Genomic DNA, 14,799 nt, shown 5'->3' on the forward strand with positions numbered 1-14,799 from the left:
TGGGTGCATGAATGGGTGTGAAGGGAAGGTATCAATGGCTCAGAATGAGCAGAATTGGGATCGAGAGAACGCGGATGATCAGCTGAATGAGCAGGTCACGCCGTGGTCTCAGCGCGCCTTCGCTGATGATGCTGTAGAGGAACCTGCCGGCGAGTCTGCCGTCGAGTCTGCAGATGAACTTGCAGATAACTTCGCGGGCTACCTTGAGGGTGACTTCGCGGGCGACTTCGACAATGATTCGAACATCCTTCCCGGGTATACCCCCGTCTGGGCGCGTATCGCCCTCGAGTACGGTGAGCAGTCCGCCGAGCTGGCTGGCGACCTCGTCTACTCCAGCGAGAGCGACGACCCCGCGGTCGACGACGTTGCCGCAACCATTCTGAACCTCATTCGTGAGGCCCGCAGCATGCACGATGAGGTGAAGGCGGAAGACCCCGATAAGCAGCGCGCCTGGAACGACCGCACGAAGGTTGACCGCCTCGCCGCCGCACTGGAGAGCGAAGAGTGGACCGTCGATAAGCTCACCGGCATGTGGGAGGATGCCCCCGCCCCCGCCGGTAGTGGCGAGTCGGATAGCCCCGAGTACCTGCGCGTCCAGGATGAGGAACGCACCGCCGAGAAGCAGCGCAATGAGCGCATCGAGCAGACCATGGAGCTGGAGGAGAAGATTCAGCGCCGCCGCATCATGGCTCGTTCCACCACCGATGAGGAGCTGATTGCCGCCCTCATTGAGGCGACCGCCGCCTCCCCGGAGCTGATTGCTTACGAGATGGGTGAGCACCAGGTGCAGCTCTACGTGCTCTGCGCGGTGGACGATGAGGGCTACATGAACGTGCTGGAGGTCGCTGACGGCCACCTGCACGTGGGTACCCCCGTTGAGGATTATGTGGCTCAGCTGGTGGAGCATCTGCCGGTCACCGGTGCCGCCCTGGAGGGTGAGGCGACCGTGTGGGAGGAGCTGCCCGGTGGACAGGGCGAGCTGGAGTTCCTGGTGGACGGTGACGCCGCCATGCTCGTTGACCTGCCCATTGACATGATTACCGGGCTTCTTTTGGCCTACCTTCCTGCCGGTACTCGGCAGGTTGTTGCTGCGCCGGCGGGGGAGTGGACCCTCATTTCTGCCGATCCGGTGGACCTCATGGCTCTGCTGGGTCTGCTGAACTGCAACGCCCTGATTGCTGAGGGCAACGCGAACCAGCAGCACCTGGTGGTCTACGAGGAGCCCGCCCGCGAACCCTACTCGGAGGAGGAGTGGTACCTGGAGGCGTTCGGTGAACCCTACGAGAACATCGTGGAGGAGTTCACCTGGCAGCGCGTGCCTAAGCGCCTGAACCGTGCCCTCAGCCGCGAGGAAGTCGCCCGCTTTGGCGGCGTGCTGGAGGATCTGCTCTCAGAGCTTCCCGGTAGCGCCCCGGAGCTTTCGGGCTCAAAGATTTTCGGTTCCGATGAGGACGAAATCGAGCAGGGCATCGCTAATGTCATGGCGATGTTTGGCGTGGAGGCTGATTCCATTACCGGCCGCCGCCTGAACGCGTACCTGCGCGATACGAGCAACACCCTGGCGCTCGAGTCGGTGCTGCAGCTGCTGGATGTTCCTACCGAGCTGGCACTGGTTCCGACCACCGGTTTTGATGTGGCGTCGATTAGCACGGCTCGCGTCTTTGGCAACGAGGATGAGGAGCTCGCACAGCCCGCCGGTGCGACCGAATCTATTGATGCTGAGGCTACCTTCTCCGAGAGTACTCCCGCCGAGGATGCTTCTTTTGACGATGAGGAGATTGAACCCTACCCGGGCGGCTACACCTCGCCTCTGGACCGTAGCTACCGCCTGGTGGCGACTGGTCGCCGCGTGACCCTCTCCGAGTGGATGGACGCTCTCAACAACGCGCACATCCCCTACGAGTACACGCACATGGGTTTGCCGGAGGGCTCTGCGCCGGATTCCTTCGTGGAGACCGAAGAGGGTTACCTGTCTCTTGACAGCGCCCTGCACGAGGCTGACTCTTCGCCTACCGAGGAGCAGGCATCGCACGAGGCAAAGGTAAGCCAGCAGGCTCCCGAGCCTTCTGCCGCGCTCGCACCTCAGAACGAAGCAGCCCCGAGCGTTGAGACCGTGCCCGATGCTTCCTCAAGCTCTGCAGATCAGAGTCCTGCACCCCAGGCCCCCGCACCGCAGACCACCTCCACTCAGGGCTCTTCCACTCAGAGTCCCGCGCCTCGTTTGCGCCGCAAGCGCCTGACCTCGGAGCAGATTCGTGCGAAGACCCGCCGTGTGGGTCTTGTCCTGGGTGCGGATGTGACGGCTCAGAGCGCTATCGCTCTGACCTTGGCGAATGTGGCGCGCCGCCGCCGTGCTCAGGGTAAGGCGAGCCGTAAGTTCTCGGTGGCCGCGGCACTCTTTGCGCTGAATGCTACGGTTGAGTCGGCTCTGATTCCGACGGTTCTGCGTTCATTTGAGCAGACGCAGATGAAGAAGCATGCCCGCCCGGTGGCGGATGCTGAGCTGGTGCATCCTGGCGATGCTACCTCGGAACAACCCTCGACCAAGAAGCGCACTCTGATTGATGATTTGCGTGAGGGTCACTACCGCACGGTGGAGGATGCCGCCCCGTCCACGGAGCAGGCACCCTCTGGACTGCGTGAGCGTGCCCTGGGTATAGTGCGTAGCATCAGGCAGCGCGCTGCAAAGAAAACCGACCGCTAAAGGAAAGAAGCCATGAAGGATTCCTATCTGAGCGATGAAGAGCTGAAGGCTTTTATCGCCACCTTGCCCACGCGCCGTTTGGCGGCGGGCGCGCTGATTCGTAATGAGCGCGGTGAGATGCTGCTGGTGAAGCCGAACTATAAGGACGGCTGGATTCTTCCCGGCGGCACTGTGGAGGCTGGCGAGGCGCCCAAGCCCGGTTGTGAGCGTGAGATTGTGGAGGAGTTGGGCCTGGATGTGAAGCTGGGTCGTGTGTTGCTGATTTTCCACGGCTTGTCGCTGGGTGTGTGGGGCGATTCGACCTACTACATGTATGACGGCGGCGTGATTGCAGCGGATACGAAGATTACCCTGCAGGATGCTGAGCTGGTGACCTATGAGTGGGTTGCTCCGGAGAACCTGGAGGGCTACGTGCGCCCGTCGATGGTGGAGCGTCTGCGTGAGTGCTACCGCGCCCTGGAGACGGGGGAGACTCTGGAGATGAGCAACCTCGACTAGTAGCGGCTACACTGCGGTTGCGCAGGGGGCTACCGGGCACAGAACGCTGTTTAAAAGTGATGTTCGGTGCCTGCGGCAATTATTTTTCCGTGTCGCTAGCTTAAAATCTTGGGCTCTGATACCCTAGCTGAGTACCCGGCGACGCGCGACCCCTCTCTTCGCGCGCCGTTGTGTCCATAGAGGCGCCGTGAATGGCCCGCCCCACGGGTGCTGAACCGTGTGCCTCGCACCAAATTATGAAACAGGAGTAACCACTAAAGTGGCTGTTAAGATTCGTCTCAAGCGTATGGGTAAGATCCGCGATCCTCGTTACCGCGTCGTGATCGCTGATTCGCGCGTCAAGCGCGACGGTAAGACCATCGAAGAGATCGGTATTTACCACCCGACCGAGCACCCCTCGCGTATCGAGATCAACTCTGAGCGTGCTCAGTACTGGCTCTCCGTCGGCGCACAGCCGACCGAGCAGGTTCTGGCTCTGCTGAAGCTCTCGGGCGACTGGGCTGCATTCAAGGGCGAGAAGGCAGAGTCCAAGGTTCTGCCCGTCGAGGCTAAGGCTGAGTTCGTTGTTCCCGAAAAGGGTTCCGTGATCCTGCCCGAGGCTATCACCCCCAAGGCTGAGAAGGCTGAAGAGGCTGCTGAGGAAGCAGCACCCGAGGCTGAGGCTGAGGAAGCAGCTGAGTAATTATGTTGGCTGACGCACTCGAACACCTGGTTCGAGGGATTGTCGATCGTCCGGAGGACGTGAAGGTGCGCCTGCGCACTCAGCGTCACCGTGAAACCCTTGAGGTTCGCGTGCATCCGGATGACCTGGGCCGAGTTATCGGCAGGTCTGGTCGTACCGCCAAGAGCATCCGTCTGGTGATGGACGCTATTTCTGATGGTGAGCCGATGCGTATCGACATTATCGACACCGACAAAAAGCGACGCTAGCTCGTAAACGCTTGAAGCCCCCGCTCCCGGAATTTTTCCGGAAGGCGGGGGCTTTCGCGTACCCGATTTCTCGGTCTGAGTTATCTGCGTGAGTTATCAGTGCGAGTTATCAGCATGAGTTATCCGTGCGAGCGCTCGCTCCGGCCGCCGTGGAGGCGGGGGAGAGGCAGCAGAGAGACGGCAGAATGCGCCCGTCCTAAGTGCCCGGTAGAATAGTGGGAGCCGTGCACGTGCACGGCGTAGGTTTTTAGCTTGTATCCAGCGGAGGAAAATTATGCAGGTTGTGGTGGCTCGTATCGGTAAGCCTCACGGTATTCGTGGTGAGGTGACGGTTCAGCTCTTTACTGATGCCCCGCAGGAGCGTTTTGCCCGCGGCGAGGTGCTCGGTATCGAGAATTTTAAGCCCGGCTCTGCTGCCGCTTCGGTGGCGCCTACCGGTGAGCTGACGGTTGCCGGTGCCCGCTGGAACAAGAAGATTCTGGTGGTCCGTTTTGATGAGGTGACTACCCGCAACCAGGCTGAGGAGCTGCGCGGTAGCCGCCTGGTTTACGAGGTTCCCGAGGACGAGGGCGATGAAGAGGGCTTCTACGAGCAGGAGCTGGTGAACCTGCCCGTGTACCTGCTGGCGGACGTTCCCGAGGGTGAGAGCCCCGTGGATAACCCGGCTGTGGGCAAGCCGCTGGGTAAGGTGACCGGTCTGCAGACCATGCCGGTTCAGGATTTGCTGCTGATTAAGCTGGCTCGTTCGCCGCGTCTTGCCTCCGGTGCGGGTGAAGAGATCATGATTCCTTTTGTTGAGGAGATTGTGCCCGAGGTGGTTCCCTCGACCGAGGATGAGCCCGGCTTTGTGTTGCTGACCCCTCCGGCGGGTTTGATTGACCTGGTCGAGGACGCTGAGCAGGATTCTGCGCAGGCGACCGAGCAGGCGGGGGAGTAGTCCGTGCGCTACGATGTGGTCACGATTTTCCCCGAGTACCTGGAGCCGCTGAAGCTGTCCCTGCTGGGTAAGGCGCGCGAGAAGGGCCTGGTGGACCTGCACCTGCACGACCTGCGCGATTACACGTTTGACCGTCACCGCACGGTGGATGACACCCCGTACGGTGGTGGCGCTGGCATGGTGATGAAGGCGGAGCCGTGGGGTCTGGCGCTGGACGAGGTGCTTGCCGCCTCCCCGCTGAACGCTTCCGAAGACTCTACTGAGGGTGCCGAGCCTGTCGAACCCGCCGCTGATACCCGCCCGCTGCTGATTGTCCCGTCCCCGGCGGGTGCCGTTTTCGATCAGGCGATGGCGTATGAGCTGGCGGAGGAGAAGCATATTGTCTTCGCTCCGGCGCGCTACGAGGGCATTGATGAGCGTGTGTTGGACTGGGCGCAGGAGAGCTTCCGCGTGATGCCCGTGTCCCTGGGCGATTACGTGCTCTACGGCGGTGAGGTTGCGGTCATGGCGATGATTGAGGCTATCACCCGCCTGATTCCGGGCGCGATGGGTAACCCCGCCTCCCTGGAGGAGGAGTCGCATACGGGCGGTCTGCTGGAGTATCCGGTGTACACGAAGCCCGCGGTGTGGCGTGAGCGTGAGGTGCCGGAGGTGCTGCTGTCGGGTAATCACGGTGCGATTGCGCGTTGGCGTCGTGACCGTCAGATTGAGCGCACCCTGGAGCGCCGCCCGGACCTGTTGGAGGCGTACCCGGTGGAGCAGTGGGATAAGAAGGATCGCCGCTTCTTGGCTGAGCGCGGGGTGCATTTTGCGAACCCGGCGAAGGCGGCTCAGAAGAAGGCGAAGAAGGGCCCCGCACCACAGGCTGATAGTGCGGCTCAGGCGGCACAGCCTGATACTGCACAGTCTAATACCGTGCAGCCTAATACTGTGCAGATCCAGCCGGAATCCTAAGCTTCGAACGGGTGCCTGTGGGTGCCTCGTGATTCTCTGAATGGGGGTTAGCGTCATATAACTGTTAGTTGGCGCTAACCCCTATTTTTTGTGCCCGTGAACCGTTATTCTGAGGTTAACCTCGCTAAGAACATAGCTCATCTATAGCTGATGCGAGGTTGTAGCACGCTTTCATCGTTGAAAGCACGTACTCAACAGAAGGAGGACACATGTCCGTTGTTAAGGTTCACCGTCTTGCTGTCGTTGGCGACAATCGTGCTGAGCTGGAGAAGCGCTTTGCCGCTGCCCGCCACATCGCTGACTCTTTCCCCGGCTTTGAGGGTTTTGAGCTGTGGCGCCCCCTGGATGAGGGTGGCGACTATTTTGTGGTGACCCGCTGGGTTGATGAGGCAAGCCATGATGCGTACGCGGCGGCTCGTCGTGAGCGTGACCCGAATACCGTTGTTTCTCACGCTGATGGCACCATGAGCTTCGAGAAGGTGGAGTTCGGCGAGTAACCTGTCACTCTGGGGAATTAATAGGTAAAACCCATCGGTAATCGCTCTGAGTAGGGGTTTATCTCATTTTTATCTCAAATAGTGAGGGGCCGCACTAACTTTTCTGTATATTGCTTTAAGTGGGTATTAGCCCATGTGGAGGCGATATAAGGAGGGTTTAGAGCGGTCCCTCCTTGATTTTTCGGGGCTTAAAATCCGCAGGTATTTCGCTGTGATGGGATATGTGGGTTCGGCGCTATAAAACACCTGAAATACGCTCAATAGGAACCGGTGGAATACATCAACCCGAAAGTGACACCGTGATGCAAAAAGGCTATTATTATTCCCGAGAGCACACATTCGTCCGTGCCGGTAGTTCGGGCGAAGACAGCGATCCCCTCTCAGCTACATCGCATGACGTAGCTGAGTCACTCAAGGGAAATATTCAGTGCACCCATGTGAGCGCCTCCTCTGCATAGGAAGGTCTGGCAAGGGCGCCGACTCAACTATCACGTATTCACACAAGTGGTGCATGGTACGGAACCCCGCAATATATGGGATGGAGCTTGGTGGTTCGAGCGTTCATCGTGGTTGATGACCCTCCCAATCGCGGATAGGAATGTGCTTTGCAAAGCGGGTGAGCAAGCCGGTGGTCCGGACCGGTGCTCGCCCGCTCCGCTGTTTAAAAGATTCCTTCAGGCCCTAATGCTTTTCGGGCACTGGGCGCTCGCGGAACTCGATGGGTCGCTTCGCCTTGGGTAGCGAGTACATGACGCGCAGGTACGCATCCTCCACCAGCTCCTCCAGAACCCGCTCGGTTATGCCTTCGCCGGCGCCTACGGAAATCCAGTGTCGCTTATTCATGTGCCATGCCGGAATGATACTCGGGTAGATGCGCCGCAGCACCTCGGATTCTTCCGGGTCGGTTTTGAGGTTCACGATGGGGTGGCCGATGCCCTCCGTGTACATGGCGAAGATTTTGCCGCCCACCCGGTACACCGTGTGTTCGGGGCCGAACGGCTGATCACGCGTCGCCAGCGGCATGGCGAGCGCGAGGCGGTCAACGGCATGCTCGAGGTCTTCGGGTGCCAGAAGTTTGGGGGAGGGGCTTGTGCTCATAGCTTCGATTCTATCCGGTTGTCGGTGGCTCTACAGTGTTGATACCTAAGGGCTGATATAAAAATTGGGGTGTATGCAATGGTTCGCATACACCCCAGAAATTTTTAGCGCTCTACTTATTCATGAGCTTGTGGTCAATTCCCTCGCGAGTAAAGGCCTGAATCGTGTCCTGCAAGTCTTCACCCAGGTGGCCCCAGGAATCAGTGTGAGCAATGTACACCCGCTGGGCGCCCAGAAGCTTTGCCGCCTTTGCGGTATTCTCGGCGGTCATGGTCATGTCGAATTCGGGTCCGATGGGGTGTGCAGCACCCGCAAAAAGGATAGCGTCATCAACGGGAGCAATGCGCTGAGCGATTTCCTCTACAACGTGAAGTTCGGAGTTGTCGCCAGAAATGTAAACAGTCGGTTCTCCTGCGGCCTGCAGGAGGAAACCAATAACGGGACCGGCCTTCTCCTGAATTTCGGGGATGTTCGGGCCGTGGAGTGCAGGCATTGCGGTGACGGTAACTTCAGTGGATCCCTTTGCCACGATGAAAGTATTCCAGGGTGCCAGGCCGGTGACATTGGTGAGGCCTTCTGCCTGAAGGTTCTTTTCGCCGTCTTCGGTGGTGATGACGTGGCCGACCTTGGGGAGGAGGGCGCGGCCGCTAGTGTCAAGGTTGTCGGGGTGGGTGTCGTGCGAGAGCAGGACTGCATCGATGGGGAGAACCGATTCGGGGGTGATGGGGGCGCCGGCAGTCTTCTTGAGAACGGTAATGCCCATGTCGTAGTCCTGAGGGGCATCAAAGGTGGGGTCGGTCAGGAAGCGCAAACCTGCGTATTCGATCAGGACGGTTGGGCCGGTGATGACGTTAATCGTAGGCATAAAAGTGTTCCTCTCACGGATAAATTATGTTTTTGCCGTGATTAACCATAGGTGTTTTCACGGAAAAACACAAGTGATACCATGAGAAGTATGGAAAAATCTCACCGAACCGCCCACCTTCCTGCTGCACCCGGAAGCCAAGAACACCCCTGCATAGCACTAGCAAATACGCTCTATAAAACACCTAGCGGCAAACAATACGATCTGCTTGAAACCCCAGAAATAGCCACTGAATGGGCGCACGAATACCACATCGTGAATAACTCGTATGAGCTGCAACCCTATTGCGTCAGCAGATTCATCAGCTTTCGATACGTCATCAAAGAACTGTTTGACGCGTACCTAAACCAGCGCCCTCCCTATCCGGGTGCCCTTCACGCCGTCAACAAGACAGCACATGAGGCGCTCACCATGAACGCTCTAGCGTGGGATGCAGAAAACCGGCGGTACACGCGGCGAGTTGAAGACCCCCTCACCCAAGAGGTGGATTACGCCATCGCCCGCATCGCTTATGATGCCATCACATTACTGACCGGCGAAGAAGCAGATAAACTCTCTGAATGCGAAGCACCCGACTGCGACCGCATCATGCTGCGGACCCACGCGCGACGTAGATGGTGTAGCGTGCGTTGTGGTGACCGCATCCGAGCCGCCCGCTCCTATGAACGTAAACGCGCACAGGCTGAAGGTGACTAAAAACCTCGCATGCTGAATGTGGGGAATATTCGACTAAGCCGTCAGTGCGCCGCAGAATCACGCTAAAATAGGTAACTATGGCTGAATTTATTTATCAGATGATCAAGGCCCGCAAGACTGTGGGCGACAAGGTCATCCTTAACGACGTGACGATGTCGTTCTTCCCCGGCGCCAAGATCGGTATGGTTGGTCCGAACGGTGCGGGTAAGTCGACCATCCTGAAGATTATGGCTGGTCTCGACCAGCCGTCCAACGGGGAGGCGCACCTGACCGCAGGCTACAGTGTGGGCATCCTCATGCAGGAGCCGCCGCTGAATGAAGAGAAGACCGTTCTGGGCAACGTTGAAGAAGGCGTGGGCGAAATCAAGTCCAAGCTGGACCGCTTCAACGAAATCTCCGCCCTCATGGCTGAGCCCGACGCTGACTTCGACGCCCTCATGGAAGAAATGGGTCAGCTGCAGGAAGCTATCGACGCCGCTAACGCATGGGACCTCGACTCCCAGCTGGAGCAGGCGATGGAGGCGCTACGCTGCCCGCCCGCTGACATGCCCGTCACCCACCTCTCCGGTGGTGAGCGCCGCCGCGTGGCACTGTGCAAGCTGCTGCTGCAGAAGCCCGACCTGCTGCTGCTCGACGAGCCCACCAACCACCTGGACGCAGAGTCCGTGCTCTGGCTGGAGCAGCACCTGCAGTCCTACGAGGGTGCCGTCATCGCGATTACCCACGACCGTTACTTCCTCGACCACGTGGCAGAATGGATCGCCGAGGTTGACCGCGGTAACCTGTACCCCTACGAGGGTAACTACTCCACCTACCTGGAGAAGAAGCGCGCCCGCCTCGAAGTTCAGGGCAAGAAGGACGCTAAGCTCGCTAAGCGCCTGAGCGAGGAACTGGACTGGGTCCGCTCCAACGCTAAGGGCCGCCAGGCTAAGTCGAAGGCTCGTCTGGCACGCTACGAGGAGATGGCTGCGGAGGCTGAGAAGACCCGCAAGCTTGACTTCGAAGAGATTCAGATTCCTCCGGGACCCCGCCTGGGTAACGTCGTTATTGAGGCTGAGAACCTGCAGAAGGGCTTCGACGGCCGTTCCCTGATTAACGGTCTGTCCTTCTCCCTGCCCCGTAACGGCATTGTGGGTGTGATTGGTCCGAACGGTGTGGGTAAGTCCACCCTGTTCAAGACCATCGTTGGCCTGGAGCCCCTCGACGGCGGCGAGCTGAAGGTCGGCGAGACCGTGAAGATCTCGTACGTTGACCAGAACCGCGCGAACATCGACCCGGAGAAGAGCCTCTGGGAGGTCGTCTCTGACGGTCTGGACTACATCCAGGTCGGCAACGTTGAAATGCCTTCGCGTGCGTACGTTTCCGCGTTCGGCTTCAAGGGCCCGGACCAGCAGAAGAAGGCGGGTGTGCTCTCCGGTGGTGAGCGCAACCGCCTGAACCTGGCGCTGACCCTCAAGCAGGGTGGTAACCTGCTGCTGCTCGATGAGCCCACTAACGACCTGGACGTTGAGACCCTCGCATCCCTGGAAAATGCGCTGCTGGAATTCCCCGGCTGCGCCGTGGTCGTCTCTCACGACCGTTGGTTCCTGGACCGCGTGGCAACCCATATCCTGGCGTGGGAGGGCACCGACGAGAACCCGGATCAGTGGTACTGGTTCGAGGGTAACTTCGAGTCCTACGAGAAGAACAAGATTGAGCGCCTCGGCCCCGAGGCCGCCAAGCCGCACCGCGTGGTGCACCGCAAGCTGACCCGATAGGGTTTAGTTCGGTAGCGAGCCCCGCCTCCTGCGCTGTTGAAGCGTGGGGAGGCGGGGCTTTGCTGTGCCCGCTAGATGCCATATGCGCTGGATGCCGTACGCGCTGTGTGTACTGGATGCTGCGCGCGTTGGCTGCTGTATGTGCTGGCGAGGGGAGGGTCGCGTGTTCGCCGGTAGAAATAGTTCGCTCAGTGGCGACCGATATATCGTGGCGGACTTCATATTTACGGTTTATAATGGGTATGTGCGTAAGTACAACTGACACATGTGATTACGAAGAGAAGAGCATTATGCTTTCAAAATATAACTGGATGTCCTTGGTTACCGGTCTGTTGCTGATTGCAGCGGCAATCTACATGTTCGCCAATCCCGCTATTCCGCTGGTAGTTCTGGGTTATGTGTTCTCCATTTCGGTGTGGCTTGGTGGCGTGTTTGAACTGGTACGTTACTTCGGCACGCCAAAGCAGGCACGTACCGGCTGGGACCTGGTTGACGGCATCTTGACCGTGGTGGCTGGCCTGATTCTGCTGACTGCCTCGGTGGGTGCACAGGCAACCTTCATCCCGACCATTGTGGGTACGTGGATGATTATGTGGGCGCTGATTCGTCTGATGACTGCCCAGGGCATGAAATACCTGAGCTACGCCGCCGGACGCCACCTGCAGCTCTCTGCTATTGGTACCCTTATTCTGGGCTTGCTCGTGGTGCTGTTCCCGATAATCTACGGCGTGGCGGCAGTATGGATGGCAGCACTGGGTCTTCTGGTGACCGGTCTGGTATTCGTGGGTGACTTCTTTGTTTCCCGCCGCACCAAGAGCACCGTGCACATTTCCCCGGACGGTGTGATTGACGGCGAAGCTAAATAAGAGCTTCCAAACGGCTTCTAGACCGTACACTAGAACATAAGAAAGACCGTGTGAGACAACCACCTCACACGGTCTTTCTGTATGCTCTGCCAGGTTCGCCTGACGCCTTCCGGTAGTCCTAGCGGTGCTCTGCTTTATCGATATTCCGGCAGGCGGAACATCATTTCCTGCGCCACGGTCGCCACCAGCTCACCGGAACGATTGAAAATCGAACCCTGCGCGAGCATCCTGCCGCCCTGCGCGCTCGGGGAATCCAGCACGTACAGCAGCCACTCGTCGGCGCGCGCCGGGCGGTGGAACCACATCGCGTGATCCAGCGAGGCGCTCTTGAGGCCCGGTTCCAGCCAGAACTTGCCGTGACGACGCAGAGCAGGCTCCAGCGGCAGGTAATCCGAAGCGTAGGCGATAGCGGCGCGGTGCTCCGCCTCCGACGCCTCAGAACCATCAGCATGCACCAGGCGGTCAAAGGTCTTGAACCACACGCAGGCACGCGGCTGTGTCGAGGAGGCATCCGGCTGAGTGTACAGGGGCGCATCCACGTGGCGCATATCAATCGGACGTTCCCACGCTACCGCCTGTGCAATGGGGTGGGGGAGCTGGCCCAGATAATCGCTGACCTTCGGAAGGGACTCGGGGTCCGGAACCTCCGGCATGGTGACCGCGGTGTGCTCCGGGCCGCGGCTATCCGCCTGGAAAGACATAATTGCAGAGAACATGGGCGCCTCATCCTGGAACACCTGCACGCGGCGGGTCGAGAAGGAACGGCTATCGTTCAGGCGCTGAGTGGCGAAGAACAGTTCACGCTCAATATCGCCGGGACGCAGAAAATAGGCGTGAATCGAGTGGATGTCCTTGCCCTCCACCGTGCGGTCGGCGGCAATAATCGACTGGGCAAGAACCTGACCACCGAAAGTACGCGGCTGCTCGCGGGTGAGCGTCACGCCGGTAGACACTTCATCACTACCGAAGGAGGCGGGCGCCGCCTCCACGGGGGAGAGGTCCAGCATCCGCATGAGGTTTTGGGTCACAGTGGGCTTGGTCATGGTTTTATTCTCGCACGTTTTCAATGAGCCGGTTTCTGGCGTAGAGTGGGAGAGCATACTCTGAGACAACCACGACAGGTTGATTCGGAACATTGACTAGGAACGATGACCCGGATTGTCGATCCGGAACGTCTGCCTAACACACCATCGCAGATATCACCCACCAACTTGCCACCGAGCAGGCCTACGCCGAAAAGGAGCAGAAATGACTACGCCGTCTGAAACCACCCCTGACAATACCCCCGTGCAGGAGAACGCTCCCGATCAGAACAGCGTACCGAATGCGGCAGCACCCATTGAGCTTAAGTACAACCCCCACGAAGGCGTGGAGGAGCCCTACCTGATCCTGCCCGGCGGCGCGCAGGGTGCCGCAGTGGTCAAGGACCTTGCCACCTACATTTCTCGCGCCCTGGCGGTGAACCCGGACGCCGCTATCCGACTGACCGCGCGCGGCCGCGTGGTGGCGGTATTCGCCTGTTCCCTGGAGCCGGAGGACGCCTCCTCGGACACCCCGGTCATTATGGGTCTGCGCGCCCTGCACCTGCTGGCTGACTCCACCCTGGACATGACCGTTCAGGCGCAGGCGCTGCTGGACCGTCTGGCGCGTCTGCAGAAGCAGGCAGAAGAACAGGGTAACGAAGAGAACCCGCAGCTGGTGCTGTTCATGCCGCCGGTGACCGTCAACGCTAGCTGGGCTGGTAAGTCTGCCCCGCTCAGCGGCTGGTACGAGGTTGGTACCGTCCCGGTTGAAGAGTTCCACCGCGCCACCGCAGAGGGCCTGGAGGCGGTAGAACGCGCCCTGCCCGAGAACCCCGGCGCTGCTGTGCTTTCCACGGTGCGCTCGCGTATTTGGTCCTCCGATATGGTGCTGGAGTACCTACCTGAGTTCGATACCGTGCTAGTACCGACCGGCGCGGCATTCGCCCTGCGCGTGTTCGGTTTCATTCCGGAAGGCTTCACTGGCGATCTGCCGCTGTTCGCTGCGCATGTAGGTTCGGACGAGTGGCTGCGCATCGTTGCACCGGCCGGCATGGTGCTGGTGCGCCGCGGTTCCGGTTCGCTGCTCTAACTTTCCTCGAGACATTTCTAGACTTTTTACGCTGGTGGTGTGGGCTCTTAGCCTGCGCCACCAGCGGTTTTTCTAGGGGCAATGAAATAAAGATGACGAGCTTAATATGACGCTCGATGAGGCATTACTTTACAAAAATAGGGTATTCTAGAGAGACTACGCCCTTTCACCGGGGCGTCTTTGACACACCGATTACCAGCCACACCGCACGGGAACTCTTCCGCCGCGCCCTCACCAGGCGCATTCTTCCCGTACGGATCGAAAGTGAGACCTATATGGATCTGATTGCAGTCGACATTGACGGTACCCTTGCCAGCAACCGAGATCAGATGGACAAGTACCTGACCGGTTTCTTCGCAAGCAACCGCCGATTCTTCAAGGCCATCCGCAACGCCACGGTCAATGTTGAAGTTGCCGACCGTGTTCGCGAAATCGCGGCAGACACCGGCGCAGAGGTCGTAGTAATTACCGGCCGCGATGGCACCTACATGAAGGAATTGAACCAGTTCATCGCCCGCGCAGGTCTGGAACCCAAGCACGTGTTCGCTAAGCCCGGCAACGACGGCTCCAACAGCCCCGCATGGAAGGACTCCGTCATTGAGTCCCTGATTGCTGACGGCAACCGCATTATCCACGCTTTTGAAGACACCGACCACGAGGTGTACCTGCGCCGCGGCATTCCCGTCACCTGGGTCGCCCCGATTCGCGACTACATTGGCGAATGGCACTACGAGTCGATCGACATTGACCCGGTCGCCTGGGCTGCCGAGCAGCGTGAGAAGGAAGCCGCTCGTGAGCGTCAGAAGCGTCGCCTTGCGGAGGGCGTGCTCGCACACCAGAAGGCCGAGGCGAAGGAACGCCAGGCAAACGTCGCGGCATAAAACC

The 14,799-nt window shown here is 59.4% G+C and carries 15 protein-coding genes; 12 read left to right on the forward strand and 3 right to left on the reverse strand.

The window, feature by feature from the left end; translation table 11 throughout:
• The first annotated feature begins 34 nt into the window (after positions 1 to 34).
• The 7 genes from HMPREF2980_RS05400 to HMPREF2980_RS05430 all read left to right on the forward strand — a co-directional run bounded on the left by HMPREF2980_RS05400 (position 35) and on the right by HMPREF2980_RS05430 (position 6,520).
• Entirely contained in the window at positions 35 to 2,704 is a 2,670-nt protein-coding gene (locus HMPREF2980_RS05400; RefSeq protein ID WP_070690577.1) for a hypothetical protein, read from the forward strand.
• 12 nt (positions 2,705 to 2,716) lie between these two features.
• Complete coding sequence (locus HMPREF2980_RS05405; protein WP_012903358.1) at positions 2,717 to 3,202, forward strand: NUDIX domain-containing protein; 486 nt, start codon at positions 2,717 to 2,719, stop codon at positions 3,200 to 3,202.
• Positions 3,203 to 3,461: 259 nt separating this feature from the next.
• Positions 3,462 to 3,884 (forward strand): 30S ribosomal protein S16, encoded by a 423-nt coding sequence (gene rpsP, locus HMPREF2980_RS05410; protein WP_005505689.1) that lies wholly within the window; start codon positions 3,462 to 3,464, stop codon positions 3,882 to 3,884.
• A gap of 2 nt (positions 3,885 to 3,886) precedes the next feature.
• Complete coding sequence (locus tag HMPREF2980_RS05415) at positions 3,887 to 4,132, forward strand: RNA-binding protein (protein WP_005505691.1); 246 nt, start codon at positions 3,887 to 3,889, stop codon at positions 4,130 to 4,132.
• Positions 4,133 to 4,406: 274 nt separating this feature from the next.
• Entirely contained in the window at positions 4,407 to 5,069 is a 663-nt protein-coding gene (gene rimM, locus HMPREF2980_RS05420) for a ribosome maturation factor RimM (protein WP_005505693.1), read from the forward strand.
• Between the two features lie 3 nt (positions 5,070 to 5,072).
• Complete coding sequence (gene trmD, locus HMPREF2980_RS05425; protein ID WP_070690579.1) at positions 5,073 to 6,023, forward strand: tRNA (guanosine(37)-N1)-methyltransferase TrmD; 951 nt, start codon at positions 5,073 to 5,075, stop codon at positions 6,021 to 6,023.
• Positions 6,024 to 6,232: 209 nt separating this feature from the next.
• Positions 6,233 to 6,520, forward strand: a complete 288-nt coding sequence (locus HMPREF2980_RS05430; RefSeq protein ID WP_005508125.1) for an antibiotic biosynthesis monooxygenase family protein — start codon at positions 6,233 to 6,235, stop codon at positions 6,518 to 6,520.
• Between the two features lie 681 nt (positions 6,521 to 7,201).
• Here the strand turns inward: HMPREF2980_RS05430 and HMPREF2980_RS05435 are convergent.
• Positions 7,202 to 7,618 (reverse strand): MmcQ/YjbR family DNA-binding protein, encoded by a 417-nt coding sequence (locus HMPREF2980_RS05435; protein WP_005505696.1) that lies wholly within the window; start codon positions 7,616 to 7,618, stop codon positions 7,202 to 7,204.
• A 112-nt stretch (positions 7,619 to 7,730) separates the two neighbouring features.
• Positions 7,731 to 8,483, reverse strand: coding sequence for an MBL fold metallo-hydrolase (locus HMPREF2980_RS05440; protein ID WP_005505697.1), 753 nt, complete (start codon positions 8,481 to 8,483; stop codon positions 7,731 to 7,733).
• A 90-nt stretch (positions 8,484 to 8,573) separates the two neighbouring features.
• Between HMPREF2980_RS05440 and HMPREF2980_RS05445 the strand changes: the two genes are divergently transcribed.
• The 3 genes from HMPREF2980_RS05445 (at position 8,574) to HMPREF2980_RS05455 (ending at position 11,802) form a co-directional block, all read left to right on the forward strand.
• Positions 8,574 to 9,179 carry a CGNR zinc finger domain-containing protein gene (locus HMPREF2980_RS05445; RefSeq protein ID WP_065423960.1) on the forward strand — a complete coding sequence of 202 codons (606 nt, stop codon included), beginning with the start codon at positions 8,574 to 8,576 and terminating at the stop codon, positions 9,177 to 9,179.
• 77 nt (positions 9,180 to 9,256) lie between these two features.
• Complete coding sequence (gene ettA / locus HMPREF2980_RS05450; RefSeq protein ID WP_070690589.1) at positions 9,257 to 10,936, forward strand: energy-dependent translational throttle protein EttA; 1,680 nt, start codon at positions 9,257 to 9,259, stop codon at positions 10,934 to 10,936.
• 290 nt (positions 10,937 to 11,226) lie between these two features.
• Positions 11,227 to 11,802, forward strand: a complete 576-nt coding sequence (locus tag HMPREF2980_RS05455; RefSeq protein ID WP_141747357.1) for an HdeD family acid-resistance protein — start codon at positions 11,227 to 11,229, stop codon at positions 11,800 to 11,802.
• A 134-nt stretch (positions 11,803 to 11,936) separates the two neighbouring features.
• Here the strand turns inward: HMPREF2980_RS05455 and HMPREF2980_RS05460 are convergent, their stop codons facing one another.
• Complete coding sequence (locus HMPREF2980_RS05460; RefSeq protein WP_049342090.1) at positions 11,937 to 12,845, reverse strand: acyl-CoA thioesterase; 909 nt, start codon at positions 12,843 to 12,845, stop codon at positions 11,937 to 11,939.
• Positions 12,846 to 13,050: 205 nt separating this feature from the next.
• Between HMPREF2980_RS05460 and HMPREF2980_RS05465 the strand changes: the two genes are divergently transcribed.
• Both HMPREF2980_RS05465 and HMPREF2980_RS05470 read left to right on the forward strand, forming a co-directional pair.
• Complete coding sequence (locus HMPREF2980_RS05465; RefSeq protein ID WP_070690593.1) at positions 13,051 to 13,914, forward strand: DUF8185 domain-containing protein; 864 nt, start codon at positions 13,051 to 13,053, stop codon at positions 13,912 to 13,914.
• A gap of 275 nt (positions 13,915 to 14,189) precedes the next feature.
• Positions 14,190 to 14,795, forward strand: coding sequence for a phosphatase domain-containing protein (locus tag HMPREF2980_RS05470; protein WP_049349092.1), 606 nt, complete (start codon positions 14,190 to 14,192; stop codon positions 14,793 to 14,795).
• Positions 14,796 to 14,799: the final 4 nt, after the last annotated feature.

This window comes from Rothia sp. HMSC076D04, assembly GCF_001814645.1.
Classification (GTDB): Bacteria; Actinomycetota; Actinomycetes; order Actinomycetales; family Micrococcaceae; genus Rothia; species Rothia mucilaginosa.

Coding starts and splice junctions, on each gene's coding strand:
- HMPREF2980_RS05460 (WP_049342090.1), bottom strand. CDS start 12,845: ATGACCAAGCCCACTGTGACCCAAAACCTCATGCGGATGCTGGACCTC.
- HMPREF2980_RS05470 (WP_049349092.1), top strand. CDS start 14,190: ATGGATCTGATTGCAGTCGACATTGACGGTACCCTTGCCAGCAACCGA.
- ettA (WP_070690589.1), top strand. CDS start 9,257: ATGGCTGAATTTATTTATCAGATGATCAAGGCCCGCAAGACTGTGGGC.
- HMPREF2980_RS05445 (WP_065423960.1), top strand. CDS start 8,574: ATGGAAAAATCTCACCGAACCGCCCACCTTCCTGCTGCACCCGGAAGC.
- rimM (WP_005505693.1), top strand. CDS start 4,407: ATGCAGGTTGTGGTGGCTCGTATCGGTAAGCCTCACGGTATTCGTGGT.
- HMPREF2980_RS05435 (WP_005505696.1), bottom strand. CDS start 7,618: ATGAGCACAAGCCCCTCCCCCAAACTTCTGGCACCCGAAGACCTCGAG.
- HMPREF2980_RS05465 (WP_070690593.1), top strand. CDS start 13,051: ATGACTACGCCGTCTGAAACCACCCCTGACAATACCCCCGTGCAGGAG.
- HMPREF2980_RS05405 (WP_012903358.1), top strand. CDS start 2,717: ATGAAGGATTCCTATCTGAGCGATGAAGAGCTGAAGGCTTTTATCGCC.
- HMPREF2980_RS05415 (WP_005505691.1), top strand. CDS start 3,887: ATGTTGGCTGACGCACTCGAACACCTGGTTCGAGGGATTGTCGATCGT.
- HMPREF2980_RS05430 (WP_005508125.1), top strand. CDS start 6,233: ATGTCCGTTGTTAAGGTTCACCGTCTTGCTGTCGTTGGCGACAATCGT.
- HMPREF2980_RS05440 (WP_005505697.1), bottom strand. CDS start 8,483: ATGCCTACGATTAACGTCATCACCGGCCCAACCGTCCTGATCGAATAC.
- HMPREF2980_RS05455 (WP_141747357.1), top strand. CDS start 11,227: ATGCTTTCAAAATATAACTGGATGTCCTTGGTTACCGGTCTGTTGCTG.
- HMPREF2980_RS05400 (WP_070690577.1), top strand. CDS start 35: ATGGCTCAGAATGAGCAGAATTGGGATCGAGAGAACGCGGATGATCAG.